Source organism: Clostridium sp. (genome assembly GCF_017888565.1).
In the GTDB taxonomy this organism is placed as follows: domain Bacteria; phylum Bacillota; class Clostridia; order Clostridiales; family Clostridiaceae; genus Clostridium.
Genome location: NZ_JAGHFX010000018.1, coordinates 109,800 through 126,406, shown reverse-complemented (window position 1 = coordinate 126,406; position 16,607 = coordinate 109,800). Strand labels below are relative to the sequence as shown.

13 protein-coding genes are annotated in these 16,607 nt (G+C 27.6%); 1 reads left to right on the top strand and 12 read right to left on the bottom strand.

Going from position 1 to position 16,607, the window contains the following annotated elements; genetic code table 11:
• Positions 1 to 9: 9 nt before the first annotated feature.
• The 12 genes from J7M87_RS03765 to J7M87_RS03710 all read right to left on the bottom strand — a co-directional run bounded on the left by J7M87_RS03765 (position 10) and on the right by J7M87_RS03710 (position 15,029).
• Positions 10 to 1,695 (bottom strand): glycoside hydrolase, encoded by a 1,686-nt coding sequence (locus tag J7M87_RS03765; protein ID WP_291648799.1) that lies wholly within the window; start codon positions 1,693 to 1,695, stop codon positions 10 to 12.
• Entirely contained in the window at positions 1,685 to 3,568 is a 1,884-nt protein-coding gene (locus J7M87_RS03760; protein ID WP_291648796.1) for a glycosyltransferase, read from the bottom strand. Before J7M87_RS03760 ends, J7M87_RS03765 begins: the two co-directional genes overlap by 11 nt.
• Before the next feature lie 28 nt (positions 3,569 to 3,596).
• Positions 3,597 to 6,170, bottom strand: coding sequence for a polysaccharide deacetylase family protein (locus tag J7M87_RS03755; protein ID WP_291648795.1), 2,574 nt, complete (start codon positions 6,168 to 6,170; stop codon positions 3,597 to 3,599).
• A 331-nt stretch (positions 6,171 to 6,501) separates the two neighbouring features.
• On the bottom strand, positions 6,502 to 7,149 hold the full coding sequence (locus J7M87_RS03750) for a hypothetical protein (protein WP_291648793.1): 648 nt from the start codon (positions 7,147 to 7,149) through the stop codon (positions 6,502 to 6,504).
• A gap of 166 nt (positions 7,150 to 7,315) precedes the next feature.
• Positions 7,316 to 9,100 (bottom strand): adenine deaminase, encoded by a 1,785-nt coding sequence (gene ade, locus J7M87_RS03745; RefSeq protein ID WP_291648791.1) that lies wholly within the window; start codon positions 9,098 to 9,100, stop codon positions 7,316 to 7,318.
• A 10-nt stretch (positions 9,101 to 9,110) separates the two neighbouring features.
• Positions 9,111 to 10,397 carry an NCS2 family permease gene (locus J7M87_RS03740; protein WP_291648790.1) on the bottom strand — a complete coding sequence of 429 codons (1,287 nt, stop codon included), beginning with the start codon at positions 10,395 to 10,397 and terminating at the stop codon, positions 9,111 to 9,113.
• Positions 10,398 to 11,384: 987 nt separating this feature from the next.
• The gene (gene rlmD, locus J7M87_RS03735; RefSeq protein WP_291648789.1) at positions 11,385 to 12,737 is read right to left on the bottom strand and encodes a 23S rRNA (uracil(1939)-C(5))-methyltransferase RlmD; all 1,353 of its coding nucleotides are present in this window, start codon (positions 12,735 to 12,737) and stop codon (positions 11,385 to 11,387) included.
• A gap of 19 nt (positions 12,738 to 12,756) precedes the next feature.
• The gene (locus J7M87_RS03730) at positions 12,757 to 13,179 is read right to left on the bottom strand and encodes an RDD family protein (protein ID WP_291648787.1); all 423 of its coding nucleotides are present in this window, start codon (positions 13,177 to 13,179) and stop codon (positions 12,757 to 12,759) included.
• Between the two features lie 36 nt (positions 13,180 to 13,215).
• Positions 13,216 to 13,887, bottom strand: a complete 672-nt coding sequence (locus tag J7M87_RS03725) for a hypothetical protein (protein ID WP_291648785.1) — start codon at positions 13,885 to 13,887, stop codon at positions 13,216 to 13,218.
• Between the two features lie 158 nt (positions 13,888 to 14,045).
• Complete coding sequence (locus J7M87_RS03720) at positions 14,046 to 14,261, bottom strand: DUF350 domain-containing protein (protein WP_291648783.1); 216 nt, start codon at positions 14,259 to 14,261, stop codon at positions 14,046 to 14,048.
• A gap of 93 nt (positions 14,262 to 14,354) precedes the next feature.
• Positions 14,355 to 14,789: a helix-hairpin-helix domain-containing protein gene (locus J7M87_RS03715; protein ID WP_291648781.1), complete on the bottom strand. Its 435-nt coding sequence runs from the start codon at positions 14,787 to 14,789 to the stop codon at positions 14,355 to 14,357.
• A gap of 84 nt (positions 14,790 to 14,873) precedes the next feature.
• Positions 14,874 to 15,029, bottom strand: a complete 156-nt coding sequence (locus J7M87_RS03710; protein ID WP_291648779.1) for a hypothetical protein — start codon at positions 15,027 to 15,029, stop codon at positions 14,874 to 14,876.
• A 158-nt stretch (positions 15,030 to 15,187) separates the two neighbouring features.
• On the opposite strand from J7M87_RS03710, the gene J7M87_RS03705 reads away from it, so the two are divergent.
• Positions 15,188 to 16,456 (top strand): D-alanyl-D-alanine carboxypeptidase family protein, encoded by a 1,269-nt coding sequence (locus J7M87_RS03705; protein ID WP_291648777.1) that lies wholly within the window; start codon positions 15,188 to 15,190, stop codon positions 16,454 to 16,456.
• The last annotated feature ends 151 nt before the right edge of the window (positions 16,457 to 16,607 follow it).

Here is a 16,607-nt window from a genome sequence, read left to right as displayed (position 1 = left end):
ACCTCTTGTTTATAAATGTTTTACAAACCAATTTATAACCTTATTAAAGTATATCCTTACATTATATTTTATAAGATCCAATCCTTTTAAAGATGAATCATATAATATTGTATCATTTATTTCAGATACATTAAACTTTTTGAATACTCCGTCATATACATCATCAGCTATATTTCTTTGACTGTATCCATATTCTCCCCATGCTGATTCTAGGTAAATAGCACCTTTATTAGTATTTCTAACTTCTAATCCATCTACTATAAGTTTTCCATCTACCATCAGGTTAAGCTTGTTATCATTTATAACTATATCTATCTTCTTACTACCTGGATCTTTTATATCAATATCATCAATACTCCTATTATCTTTTAAATCCAATGAAAATAATATTTCCTTACTTCCATTTAAGGTTTCTATAACCTCAATAGTATTATTAACAAGCTTAACACACAAACTATCTTTTAAATCATCGCTTGCTCTAAAATATATAGCTTGAGAACCTATTACATTTCCATTTAACTCTGATGAAATTTTAATATCTTTATAATTATCACTATCTAATAATTTTATAAGCCCCTTATCCCTTATTAATGATGTTAATATTATAGTATCATCAATAAATTCTGCTTCTCCTTTTACTTTTTTGAAATTCCTTGCTTTTTCTTCATCTCCAACAATAAATTCTACATTCTCCTTAGTATCATCCAATATTCTCATTAATAAATGATTAGTTGACCAATATGCTTGAGGCTGTATTCTTGTTAAATCATAAATTGAGTTATCCCTTGTATTTAAAGAATAGCCTTCCCTATTAAAATTCATACTAAACAACTCTTTAATCCATTTACCATTTATTAAACTCACTTTATCATTTGTTCCAAACTGCCCTGTATTTGAATGCATAAGAGAATATAAATTTGGTACATTTCCAAACTCTTTAGTATAAATTTTTGATAATTCTTTATAATCGTTATTGATACGTTCTTCCATTTCACTATAGGTTTCCATTGGAATATTATATTCATCTCTTATAAAGTCCATTAAATAATGGTTATACTTTCTATTAATTGTATCTGATATCTTTGAAAACTCTTGCGAAGTTAACTGTCCTAAATATTTATTATCTTTATTAAAAACATTTATATATCCAAGTCTATAGCCATTTGTTCCCAGTTCCCAATAAGAGCTATCAACTAATTCTAATAAATCTTTTGGCATTAAAAACTTAGGATCATTTTTTGAAAATTTATCTGCGTAAGTAAGCATTGTAGCTTTATAATTATATTTTTCCATAATCTTTTGTGAAAAAATAGCTGTATCTCTTCTACCATCTTCAAATAATAAAAATAATGATTTATTAGGTAAAGCCTTTCCCTTAATATAATAATCTAGAATATCTTGTTGTGTTATTGTCACATATCCATTATCATTTAAGGCTTTTAATTGCTTTTCTAATACTTCAGTACTTATTAATGTATCATCTCCTGTTCTATCTACTCCAAAATATGATACAGCAATAAATCCCTTATCTTCAGTATTTGCTGCTTCATTATAATCATAAGGCTTATATTCTGAGAACGTAAAAACAGACTTTATAATTACTATTAATAACACAAATAATATTATTCCTTGAAATGTTCCTCTTAAAACCTTTATCTTATCTTTTTTCTCAGGAGAAAATCTATTATTTTTCATTTTTAATTCCTCCCTTTTTATTAAATTTCTTTGTAGCTTTTTTTTGCTCCTTTTTCCTTTTAGCCTCTACATCACTTGGAGTCATTCTTGTTCCCCATGTTGATTTCCAAAATGTTACCCAAGCTATAGGCATTTGCCAAAGTAATACAACTTCATAGTATAAACAAAATAGTAACCCAAATATCCAAGTAGTACTTTTTCTAAAGAACATTTGCGCAAAGCTCATCATCAAAGCCATCATTAATACACCAACAAGAAAAGTTGTTGGAAACACATTATGAACTACTGGAACATAAATAAGATTATATACTACTACTATTGGGGCTGCTAAAGGTACAAATAATCCAATATAAAAGAATAAGGACATAAAAGGTTCTTTCTTCCACATAAACTTTCCACCAATAATAGATTCTCTAAGCCAAGATCTTTTCCACCTCATCTGCTGTTTTAAAAATACTTTATATTTATTAGGTACTATAGTAGAACAAATGGCTGTATCTTGATAGCTAGTTCTATATTTACTTAATACAAAATTAGTCATTGCTCTATCATCACCAAATGTAGCTCTTTGCCCTAAAAATTTCTGATTTCTCCAAGCTTCCATATTATCTATAATTATTTGTTTCTTGTAACATGAAAGTGGCCCTGATAAACATGTAACCGCATCAAAGTATGCTTCTGCTGCTTTCATTATTCTAAAAGCAATATAATATCTAACTGATTGCATTTTAGTTAAAGTATTTGTATATGTATTAGCAACATCCGTTCTACCTGACACACCTCCCATTTTAGGATCCTTAAAGGGCTGCACTAAGTTAATAATTGCAAAAGGATCTAAAAAGCTATCTGAATCAACGAATACTACTAAGTCATGCTTTGCATTTAATACTCCTGTACATAAGGCTTCTCTTTTTCCCATATTCTTTTCTTGTACAATGTACTTCAATCTTTTTTCAACATCAAATCTTTTTTCCCTTTTTAACTCTTCTACTATCTCTTTTATCTTTTCTACTGATCTATCATGTGAATAATCATCTACCACTATTACTTCTAACTTGTCAATTGGATAATCCTGATTAATACAACTTAAAATTGTTCTTTGTATCCATTCCTCTTCATTGAAACAAGGAATTATTATCGTTACACCTGGAGTATAGCTAGTATCTATATTTACTGGTTTATATAATGCACCAAATAAATATCTACTTAATAAAAATACAGCAGCTATTATACTATATAAATAAAGCCATCTATTAAATTTAAAATAAATTATACTTTCAGCCCTCATTAAAATTATAAAAAGACTTATAAAAAATAATATTAAACTTGATATGAATAAAAAATATTTATCTTTTTTTCTATTAGAATATTCTGATAGTGTTTCTAAAAACTCTATTCCACAAAGTATTTTACCATTCTCATCAATTGTACTTCTAACTTTTTTGGCATCTATATTTACCTTCATTTCATACCCTTCTGGCATAGCTCCAGGTAATATTTTAAACTGCAATTTTACTTTATCTGCTCCATTAATCATATCTAATTGTTTTTTATCTTGTAATTCTATTAACATTCCTGTAGTAGAAATATCTATAGACTTTGTTATAAATTTAAAATTTTCTTTTGAACTTTTGCAGCTAATCTTAATATCAGTTTGCATTAGATATCTTATTCCTGCTTTATTTCTATCAATAAATGTATTCGAATCACTTACAGATTCATCTAATATCTTTTGCCCTCTACGATCAACGCCTTTTCTGATCCTCTCCTTATCTGGAACATTAGATAGTAATCTCCTATCCCTACGTGGCCTCAAAAGAATATCATTAATAATACCTGTGTCATTCTTATTTTTTTTATAACTAAACTTCACTATTTAAACTCCTTTTCTAATACTTTTACTATTCTAAATAATCGCTTAACTTAGCAATTTTATACTTCGTTCCATAAACTCCATTTTCATTATTAGTAAGAAATTTATCTATAGCTTCTGCAGTATAATAGCTTTGATTATTCATATGCATTACAATTATGTTACCTCTTCCTTCTACTAATCCTGGCTCAATTGCATCTAAAATTTCTTGTGAAGAAGTACTTTCATAATCATGAGTAGAAATATTCCCACTAATCGCATATTTATATCCACTTTCAAATACCGCTGCCAAACCTTCCTTTTTTAGTAATAATGTTGGTGGCCTAAAATACTGTCTTAATGAATTCAAATCCCCTATTATATTAGACATAACATCATAAGACTTAATTAATGATTTTTCCAGCTCCGATTTATTAGTATCTAAGAGTTCATGATTATAGTTATGACTTCCTATATCATGTCCATTTAAGGCAATAGTTCTAAGTAAATTAGGATTAATATTAGATATACCACTATTTATATCTACATATTTTGAAATAGCAAAAAATCCTGCTTTAACATTATGTTTATTTAAAACATCTAATATTTCATTTACTATTGGATCTCCCCCCCAATCATCAAATGTAAAAAATATTACATTTTCTCCATTGGTGTCTATAGTCCCATCTTTATCAATATTTAGCTTTTCATCATCACTAAAATCTTCTAAATTAACATCTTTATTTCCTATATAGTTAGTTTTCATCATATTTAAGGCTTCATCATAAGACCTCATCTCCATGGGTCTTATATTAGTTAAAATATTATACCTTTCAAAATTACTTTGTATATCTTTCAATTCAACTACTGAGTAATTTAAAGGCTTCTTAACTAAATCATATGCCTGTAGCTCTTTATTATATTTATGGGCATAACCATTTTTTACATAGTTATCTGTTAATATTTCAATTAAATTTGAAATTACAGTATTATCCTTAAACAAATCAGAATCTAGCCTAAAATATACTATTTCACCTTTACTTAATGAAACATATGAATTTACGTTAAAATAGTCTTTTATAATTTGATCTGCATTCATATCTTTATATTTACTTATAATAGGTGCCTTTGTATAAGTAATCAATTCATAATTTTCAAGTCCTTCAATCTTGTTTATTATCGATATGGATTCCTGAACCTTAGAGTTTGAATATCCATATCCAGACATATATGAGTTAGTGTATATACCTTTTTCTTTTAATAGCTTATCAACTTCATATATTTCTTTACATATTTCTTCAATAGTTTTATCTAATAAATTAGAGCTAACTGTTATTCCTCCATTTCCAATTTCATGTCCAGCTCTTATTATTTTTTTTATTCTATCTGGATATTTTATTATTTCATTTTTAGTAACAAAAAATGTTCCTTTTGCGTTACACTTATCAAGGCTTTCTAATACATTATCCAATACACTCTCATTACTTAATCCTCTAAATGTGTATGATAAAGCTTCTTGAGTTGTATAAAACCTTGAAACTATAGGAGAAAGCCTACCATTATTTTTATCTATTAACTCTTTAAAATTAATCTTGTCTACATCATTTTTGTTGTCTTCATAATTACCACTATTAATATTATTGCTATTATTTATATTTTCCATAGATGAACCATTTAGAATATCATTATTTAATAATTCATTATTATAAATCCCCATATTATTTAATTCATTATATTTTTTAATACTTGGGAATTCCTTTAACTTAACTGCTACTCTTTCTTGCTCCTTAATAGCTTTTAGTATCCATTCTACTATTTCATCAATAGTTCTTTCATCTTCTTTATTTACTGAATTTTCTTTTATGCCTGCTTGTTTATCTACTGCTGGCTTATTATCCATAATTTCTTTATTATATTCAAAATCATTAAGAACACCATCTAATTTTATAGATAAAATAGTTCCATTTGATAAATTCTTTACATACCCATAGGCTTGCTCATAATTTTTAAAGCTCTGATAGCTTAAATAATGATCTGTACTAACAACATATTTATTTCCTGATGCAAAGGCCGCTGCTAACACATTATCGTTATAAACTGTTGAGTTGCATTTTAATAACTCTATATCTTTATCTACAATTGACTTTAAAATTTTATTAGTAGTAGCAAAGTCTAAAATCAATTCCTCTTTTGATAAGTTCTCCATATTATTAATTCCTGAAAGTGTTCCATTTCCTATATCATGTCCACCTTCTTTAATCATTTCAACTATACTAGAATCTTCTGCTGCTTCTACTCCCGGAATAAAAAAAGTAGCTCTTACATTATATTTTTCTAGTAAATCTAATATCTTTTCCATAGTTTCTTTATTATTAATTCCTTCAAATGATAAAGAAACTATATTTGATTTAGTATCTATATTCGTTATAACCTCTGATTTTTTTGTAATATCAAAAATTTCCTGTGCTTCATTTACTTCTTTTGATGCATCATATTTATTTTTTTTTACAACATTTGTTATTCCTTCTTTAGAATCTATTTTGTAATTTTTATATATATAAACTCCTATAAAAGAACTAAGTATTAATGCTCCAATAAGAATACTAATATATTTTTTCTTCATTATTTTCTCCTTAATTTATTAGTTTACTAACAATAATTATACTTATTTTAGATGTAAATTATCATATTAAAATTATTGAATTTCACCCATAACTTACCTCTTTTTATAATTATTTTTTCAAACCTTTTTATTATATATTCCCTTTAATTACCTATGATTCCTACAGCAAAACTCTAACATATATTTCCAATCAGTAAAACTTTTTTAGTTTTTTCTTCTTAATTATACTAAATAAATTCAATATTTATATAAAAAAACACCAAATTAGGTGCTTTAAATAAATATAGGATATCTTCAAATCATAATTGTCTTTTTGAAGATATCCATATTATTACTTATTAAAAATATTAACTACCTCTAAACTTTCCATTATTGCTTTATGCCTAATATTTACTACATCAAATTTACATATCTTAAATATTACCTGCATGCAATACCCCAGTCCAACAGCACTTATAAATGTTCCTAATCCAACAGTTCCACCAAGAAAAAATCCTATTATTAATACTGATATTTCTATACTGCCTCTAACTATCTTAATTGGCTTATTTAGTTTTTGACTTAATCCTATCATTACTCCATCTCTTGGTCCGCAGCCTATTTCACATCCTATATATAAATAACATCCATATCCCATAACAAACATACCGATTATCATCATTATAATTCCCCAAAATAAGCTATTTGCTACAGGTATTATATTGCTTTCATTAATAATATCTATGAACTTTCCTACAAATAATATATTAAGTAATGTTCCTATACCAATCTTTTGCTTTAATAGTATTCCTAATAAAACAACCAATACACTAGTTAATATACTGGCTTGTCCTATAGTGATTCCTGTTACATTTGATATTCCTTGATGGAAAACATCCCATGGAGATAATCCCAAATTAGAATTTAACATAAAAACTGTTGAACTTGCGCATAATAAAAATCCCAATATAAGTCTCACCGACTTTTTCACTATAATCATCAAAAATTTCACCCCGATTTAATATTCTTCATAAGATTAAGCCCTAAATAATACTATCAGCATGATAGTATTTAAACAATGCTCGCATATCAACTTTAATATTCAAAATAAATATAGGATATCTTCAAATCAAACTTATCCTTTTTTGAAGATATCCATATTTTTATTATTTTTTAAAGATATTAACTATCTCTTTTTTATTTACATTTATTAAACCTAAATCTGACATCTTACCTTCTGGTATTACTGGAAGTGCTAATGTAACAATTCTTAAAAGTGGATTTTTTATTTCTGTTAATCCTATACTTCTAAGTACTTCTTTCATTCTTTCTGCAACTATAGCTATTTCAGAAGCTCTTTTATTTGTCATAAGTCCTGCTACTTCTAATTGAATATGCTCTTTTATCTCCCCATCTACTGCACAGCTTATTCCACCACCAATGGATATTAAATCCTCTGCAACTTTCATTGCCTCATTTATATCACTATAAACTATAGTTAGGTTATGACTATCATGAGAAATAGTACTTCCTATTGCCCCTTTATTTATCCCAAATCCTCTAACTAATCCAATAGATTTTGTATCTAACTTCCCATGCCTATTAATAACTATAACAAATTTTAAATCATCCTTATCATCAAGTACTACAGTTCCATTTTTAATAGTAACCACTTCTTCTATGATTTCTGTAGCCGAAGATAATTGACTATTATATTTTATTACGTTAACTTTAGCTTCTCCATTTTCTATTTGAGCTTTTAATTTAAAATCATCTAAAGATAAATTACTTATATGAACAGAATTTTCTGTCTCTAAATCAAACATCTTATCACTTATTTCAGTAATTAGTTTTCCATTTTCAGCAACTAACTTCCCATCAAATATTACAGCTTTGACCTTCATATCATGTAAACTTTCTAATATTACTAAGTCAGCTACATACCCTGGCGCTATCCCCCCCAAATTAGTAACGCCTATTTCTCTTGCTGAATTCAAAGTTGCACATCTTATAGCATCTATAGGATCAAGTCCTGAATTTATTGCTGTTTTAACAACATCATTTATATGTCCATTTTTAATTATTTCATCTGCTTCCCTATCATCTGTACATAATGTTAAATTATCTAAATATCTAAAGTTTTTTACACCTTTAACTATTTCGCTAACATTTTTAGATATAGAACTTTCTCTTGCATCTACATACATTCCATTTCTAATTTTGTCCCTAGCCTCTTGAGACGTCCTACTCTCATGATCTGTAGTTGCTCCCCCACATAAATAAGACGATAGCATTCTTCCACTTAAGAATGGTGCATGTCCTTGTATAAAGCTACCTCTTTTTTCAGCTTCGTTTAATATAGAAACCATTCTATCGCTATTTTCGATAACTCCTACAAAATCCATAACTTCCCCTAATCCTATGATTCTATCTAATTTAAGAAGCTCTTCAATCTCTTCACTAAAAAACTCTGCTCCCGAATTCTCAAGTCCTAAAACAGCCGGAATGCATGATGGTGCTAAAACATACTGCCTCATCGGCAGACCTTCGCTGCTATCGTGCATATATTTAACTCCTCTTATTCCATGAACATTAGCAATTTCATGAGGATCTGTTACAACAGTAGTTGTTCCATATGGTATAACTTCTCTTGCAAAGCCTCTTGGTGTCATAAGAGTACTTTCTATATGTATATGGCTATCTATAAGTCCTGGAATTACAAATTGACCTTCTGCATCATAGTACTTCTTAGACTCTATATTTTCCATATCTCTATTATCAACGCTTGTACTTATATGCGCAATAAATCCATCATAGATCCCTATTTCACCAATATATATTTCTCCAGTAAAAACATTAACTATATTTGCATTTTTTATAACTAAATCACAAGGTCTCTTTCCTATTGCTGCTTCAATTAGTCCTTTTTTGTCCCTAGGTAAAATTTTCATCTTATATCTCCTATATTATAAAATATGCTATTAACGGAATTGATAATATATAGATTCCCCAATTTAAATCTTTAAACCTTCCTGCCATAACTTTTGTTACCATATAAGAAATAATTCCTATACTTATACCATTTGAAATACTTGAAGTAAATGCTGTAAATACTATTGTAGCAAAAGCAGGGAAGGCTTCTGTGAAATCATTAAACTCAATATCTTTAACACCTGTAATCATTAATAACCCTATTAATATTAAAGCTGGTGCTGTTGCCTCACTTGGTATCATTCCTGCAATTGGAGTAATAAACATTGTTAATGCAAAACAAATTCCTGCTACAACTGCTGTAAATCCAGTTCTTCCACCTTCTTCTACGCCTGCTGCTGACTCAATATAAGTTGTAACAACTGTAGAACCAAATAATGCTCCGACTACTGTTGCAATTGCATCAACCAAAAATGGTTTGTTTATATTTGGTAAATTACCTTCTTCATCTAAAAGATTTGCTTTTGCAGAAACTCCTAGTAATGTTCCTAAAGTAGAAAAGAAATCTCCAACAAAGAATGTAAACATCAGTGGAAAAAAGCTCCATTTTAATGCTGCCAATATATCAAGCTTAAATACTATTGGCTCTATTGATGGTGGCATTGTAATTAAACTTTCTGGTACATTTGTAATTCCCATTGGAATACCAATTATAGTAGTTAATATAATTGCAATTAAAACTCCACCTTTTACTTTTCTAACCTGTAAAAATACTACTATTACTAAACCTATTATAGTAAGTAAAACTCCTTGAGATTTAACATCTCCCATAGCAATACTTCCACCTTCAAGGCTCATTAAGCCTCCATTTTTAAATCCTAATAAAACTATATAAAAGCCAACTGCAACACCAATTGCATATTTAATATTCTTAGGAATTAAATTAACTATAACTTCCCTAAGCCCAAGCACAGTTAAAAGGATAAATATTACTCCTGAAATAAATACCATACCTAATCCAGTTTCCCAGTTAACTATTCCACCTGCAACTAAAGTATATGCAAAGAATGCATTGCTTCCCATAGCTGGTGCTAAGGCAAATGGTAAATTTGTATATATACCCATAAATATACTAAATACCGCTGATAATATAGCAGTAACAACTGTAACTGCTCCTACATCCATTCCAGCTGCTCCCATAAACATAGGTTGTAAAACTAAAATATATGCCATTGTCATAAATGTAGTTATACCTGCAGTTATTTCTATTCTTGCATTAGTATTACGTTCTTGAAATTTAAATATTTTCTCTAACATTAACAATTCCTCCACTTTGTTTTTCATTCGTTACCACATCTATTATTACGAATTATATTATATATGTTACACATATTATTCGTATAAGTCAACTGTTTTCCCTAAATTTTTCACAATTTTAAAACAACAATATCTTATAAATATATTTTTTCACCAGAAAAATACGTACTATATCTAATAAATAAAATAATAATAATCGCATATATAAATATATATATAGTGCTTTTCTAATAACTTAAATAAAAATAAAAAGCACCTAAGTGGCGCTTTAACTAATTATATATAACATATTTTTATTTTTTAATAAGTTCTTCTCTTATATTAATATGTTCCAAACATTCACACTTATTACCAAAGCTCAGCAAAAGATTATATCCAAAATTATCATTAATAAATAGTAAATCTATAAGTAATTTATCAATTTTATAGGTCTTAATATTTTCTTCGCCACAATGTTCAATCATTTTTCCTAAGAAATTCATCAACCAAAAGTTTTATTATAATAATGTTTTTTCTATTAGAGGTCATCCAAAAATATTAGAACTTCTACAAAATAATATAGTAGCATTCACAACAATACCTGTTTCTAATGAAAGCAGTGAACATGTTAGAGCAAAGAATGCTACAGTTAAAAAAAGTGATTTAACAATATATGTTTTAATGGATAAATTTATAAAAAACTACCTGGTTATAAAAAGATAATAGATCTACTAATAAACTTTTCTGCTTTTTTAAAATCTTTATCATTAGTAGTTTTTTATATAATAATTTTTAATTTAAGCTATTAATCAGATGTTGTCAATTATTCATTATCATTTTCAAATTTAATAAAAAAGAGCTAAACAATTTTCTAGTTTAGCTCTTTTTTATTATTTTTTAACTTTATTTTTTTATTATTTTACTTTATTTTTCTCATATTTCTTTAATTTTAACTTCATTAAAGCTAAAGTGTATTTGGAAAAGTTAAAGTTCTATAAGAATTTACAATTACTTCACTAACTTAACAACAACCTCAGCATGAGGAGTGTTTGGGAACATATCCTTAACAGTACTTTGAACAACTTTGTATCCAGCTCCTATTAAGTCCTTTAAATTTTCTACTAAAGTTTTAGGATTGCATGATACATAAATTATTTCCTTAGCATTGAATTTAATTACGTATTCTAACGCTTTTGGATGCACTCCACTTCTTGGTGGATCTAATATTATAATATCTGGTTTATCTTTAACATTTTTTATTATTTCTGCAACATCACCAGCTAAAAACTCACAGTTGTTTAAATTATTTAGCTTTGCATTTTCTTTTGCTGCTTCTACAGCTTCTTCTATAAGTTCTATACCAACTACTTTTTTAGCATTTGAAGCTGCAATTTGCCCTATAGTTCCTGTACCACAGTAAAGGTCAAATACAACCTTATCATTTGACTCTCCCATAAAATCTCTAACTATACTATAAAGACTTTCAGCTCCTTTAGTATTAGTTTGGAAGAATGAAAATGGTGATATTTTAAATTGTAAACCTAATAAATTTTCTGTTATATAGTCTTTTCCAAATAATAAATTTACTTTTTCAGGTACTACAGCATCTGAGAAGGAATTATTTTCAGTATGTAATATAGATACTAATTTCCCTTTATAATTTTGTGATTTTAGTAAGTCTACATACTCTGATAAGTCAAAATCTATTTGTGTTGTAGTAACTATATTAACCATTAATTCACCAGTGTTTATTGCTTTTCTTATAACTAAGTGTCTTAAGTAACCTTCTCTTTTCATAACTCTATAATAAGGTAAGTTTTTATCCTTAAAATAATTTACTGTTTCTCTTATTACAGTTCTAAAATCTTCATCAATTATTAAGCATTTATCAACAGTTATAATCCCAAAGGATTTTCCCTTCATATGCATGCCTAAAGTTAATTCTCCACCTTTTTCGAAATCTCCAAAGGTAAATTCCATTTTATTTCTGTACTCCCATTGTTCCTTGCTACCTACAACACCTAAATACTCTCCCATAGGTATATCAGCATCTTTGAATAATGCCTTAACTTCTTCACTCAATAAATCTAATTGTTTATCATAAGTTAAGTTTTGTGATGTGCAACCACCGCAAACTCCAAAGCATTCACAAGGCGCATCTATTTCATAATCAGCTCTTTCATCTACAGATAAAAGCTTTAATTCCGCAAAGCCTTCTCTTTTCTTTTTTACCCTACCACTTACCACTTGTCCTGGGAAAGCACCTTTTACATATATCTTTTTTCCTTCTAAAGTGCCAACTCCAACGGATGGGAATTCTGTTTTATCTATTTTGACTTGTACTGTACTTCCTTTTCTCATGCTATCTCCTAATTAATGTTTATTTTAACATTGTCTTTTTTCCTATAGTTCTTCCAAGTTTTGTTGATTCACAAATTGTACTATAAAGTATATTAGTTATTACATATATTATCAAGAACATTGGCTGCCTTTCTGCAATATAAAGACCTACAAATCTTAATATAAGATCAAAAACTAATAATAAAAGTAAAGCTAATGCTATAGCTACTATTTGATCTATAGTTGCCGCTAAAAGTCTTTTTATAAACTTAACTGACTTTCCATCTTCCTTTACTTCTTCATTAATATCATTATACTCCTCTATAACTTTACTATCTTTATTATCATAATTTTCGTTAGTATTATTATCTTCAAGATTTTTATTTAACTCTTCATTATTTATTATTTCATTATTAACCACTTCTTCTCCATTATCCATTCCTATATCTTCTCTATCTACCAATTTTATATCCTCCTAAATTAAAAATTAAAGTATGTACTATTTTTTAAAATCATAGTTTTTAGAATCTACTTTGTATAGCAAGAAATCATCTTTTATTGTTATTGTTTCTACTAATCCATTTAAATTTGTTTCTATAGTTCCATTGCTATTTTGATTTATAACTATATCTTTTATTTGGCTATCTAAATCTGAATAATCTCTTTCAGGATTATTTGTCATAGCTTCTGAGAACTTTGCTATAGATGTTTCTTCAATATTAAACTTTTCTTCAGTTTTTATTAAGTCTATATCTAACTTAAATCCTATTTTTAAATTTAAGCTTCCACTAGACATATCTGCTCCATACATCTTAAATCCATAATACATACTTTCCATTCTGTTTGGTTCAGGATTTAAATTATCTATATATATATGGTTATCGTTTATAGTTTCCCCATTTTCTTCTGTAACTTTTTCTTCTTTAGAATACTCTAAATCATAAAAAGTAGCTACTTCTTCTATTCTTGATCTTATTTCATCATTTAAAACAGTTACTTGATCTTTTGTATAGTCTTCTGCCCACACACCTTCGCCTATAAATTTCCTTTCTTCAACTTTAGGTGGTTCTTGAGCTGTTTTTGCTACCTTATCATTTGAATTTCCACTACAAGCTACTAGTGATGTAACCATTATTCCGCTAATTAACATCATTAAAAATTTTCTTATCATAATAATCCCCCCTAGGATTTTTCTAATCTTCTGTATTTATAGTTTCCTAAATTCAATTTATTATAACATTAAAGACTCCAATTTAAAAGCCTCTGTCACATAACTGTCATAATAACAAATGGGCAAAGAATAATACTCCTCACCCATATTACACTAACTTATTTTACAACTTGTGACACTATTATTGCTATTCCAATTAAAGCTCCAGCTAAAAATATAGCCACTGCTATGTTCCCCTTTTCTAACTCTTTATTAAAATCAGCTGGTATTATAGCATCAAATATTTTATACCCAATCACTAATACTAATATTCCAACCGCTCCAAATAATAAGCTTAATCCTAAATTCATAAGTGTATTTAAAACTATATCCATATCCCATTCTCCCCCCTTAAATTAGATAATTATATATTTAATTTTATCATAAATAATAAATCTATAACATTATAGATTTGAATTTTTTTTAAATCATATTGTTATTTTATCTTTCATCTTTTCAAAAGTTTTATCACCTATTCCTTCTATATTTTTCATTTCATCTATTGATTTAAACCCTCCATTTTTCTCTCTATACTCAATTATACTTTTCGCTTTAACTTCTCCTACTCCATTTATTTTTTGAAGCTCTTCTAGACTTGCAGTATTAATATTAATGGCTCCATCTCCTGAACCACTGCCTTCTGCACTAATATTTATATTAGTATTTCCATTTGATAAGTCATTTTTATTTGGTATAACTATAAGTTGATTATCTCTTAATTTATCAGCTCTATTTATTTTATCTATGTTAGCTTCATTAGTTAATCCTCCTGCTTTAGTTATTAAATCCCTAATTATACTTCCTTCACTTATTTCATAAACATCTGGATTAACAACTTCTCCTTTTATCTCAACAATTATCATTTTAGTGCTTTTAGTTAGTTGACCTTCTCCATTTCCCTCTTTTATAGACTCCGAATTAACTTCAACACTATCATCATCAGGAGCTTATTCCTCTACAAATATATTTTTCATATACTCGTCTTTAAATACCTTTGATTTATTCCTTCCGTATAAGATAAATGATGTTATCACACATAAGAAAACTAATATACTTAATACTATATTTCGTTTAGTCACAAATTTTTCTATTCCTTTATCCATAAATCACCTCTAATTGATAAATCTTTATCTTAATTATTAACTTTTTATTAAAAATTTAACGAATTTTGTTTAAATATTTATAAAATATAGAATGATTCATTTATTTCTGTTAAAATATTTTTGTCTATATGTAATAAGTTTATTGTGGGAGAATTAATATGAAAGAGTTTATAAAAAGAATCTTCCTATTTACTATTTTTATATACAGTATTTTTGCTGTTAATGTAAAAGCTACTGAATTACCTCCAGTATATTCTGAAGGTGCAGTACTAATGGATGGAAGAACAGGTAAGATTATTTATTCTAAAAATGAGCATACTCAATATGAGCCTGCCTCAACAACTAAGGTAATGACTGCATTAATTGTTTTAGAAAATGCAAAGTTAAGTGATAAAGTTACTATTGGTGAAAAACCAACTTTAGTAGATGGATCTGCAATTGGTATAGCTAAAGGAGAAGTTTATACTGTTGAAGAACTTATGCTTGGTCTTTTATTAGAATCTGGAAACGACTGTGCTGAAGCATTGGCTGAGTATATCTCTGGATCTAATGAAGAATTTGCAAAACTTATGAATGCTAAAGCTAAGGAACTTGGTGCCTTAGATACAAATTTTAAAAATCCAAGTGGTTTACATGAAGATGGACACGTTACTACAGCTTATGATTTAGCACTTATAATGAGAGCTGCTTATCAAAATGAAGATCTTGTAAGAATTGCACAAACCGAATCTTACAAATATGTAAATCATCCATTTTCTGATGGAAGTGAAAAATGGGCTACAAATAGAAACCAGCTTTTTAATGAATATACTCCTTATTATTATCAATATGCCTATATTGGTAAAAATGGATATACTCCGGAAGCAAATCATACATATACTGCTACCGCTATGAAAGATGGGCAATTTTTAGTAGCAACCTTCCTAAATGCTACTGATAAGGACAACTTCTATACAAATATAGGCCCATTATTTAATTATGGTTTTGATAATTTTGAAACTATAAAACTTATAAATAAAAATGACGTTCTTGATACATATAAAATTAATGATGAAATTTCTATCCCTTTACTTGCTAAAGATGACTTATATTATACTAAGAACAAATCAGAAGAAATACCATCATATACTGTAAATTATTCAAAAAAAGATATAAGAAAACAAAATATAAATAAAGGTGATGCTCTTTTCAAAGCTAAGATAAATGTCAATGGAGAAACTATATCATCCTTAGATTTAGTTAGTGGAGCTAACAGAGAATATAATAACCAAATTAAAATAAAAGAAAAGTTTTCTGCTCTAGTATCTACACCTAAATTTATTGTTATTGCTGTAGTAGTAACAATTATCTTTGTAATTCTTATCAGATACTTAATTTTATCCATAAGAAGAAGAAACCTTAGAAGAAGAAGACCTAGGTTTAAATAACCCCCAAATTTATAATAATAAAAAGTATGTTGTAAAATGATTTTATAAATCATTTTACAACATACTTTTCTTTTCATATTAAAATAAATTGTAGTTACTTTTATAAAAAAAAAGTAACTACATCTTTATAGTTAAATATCACTTAAAAAAT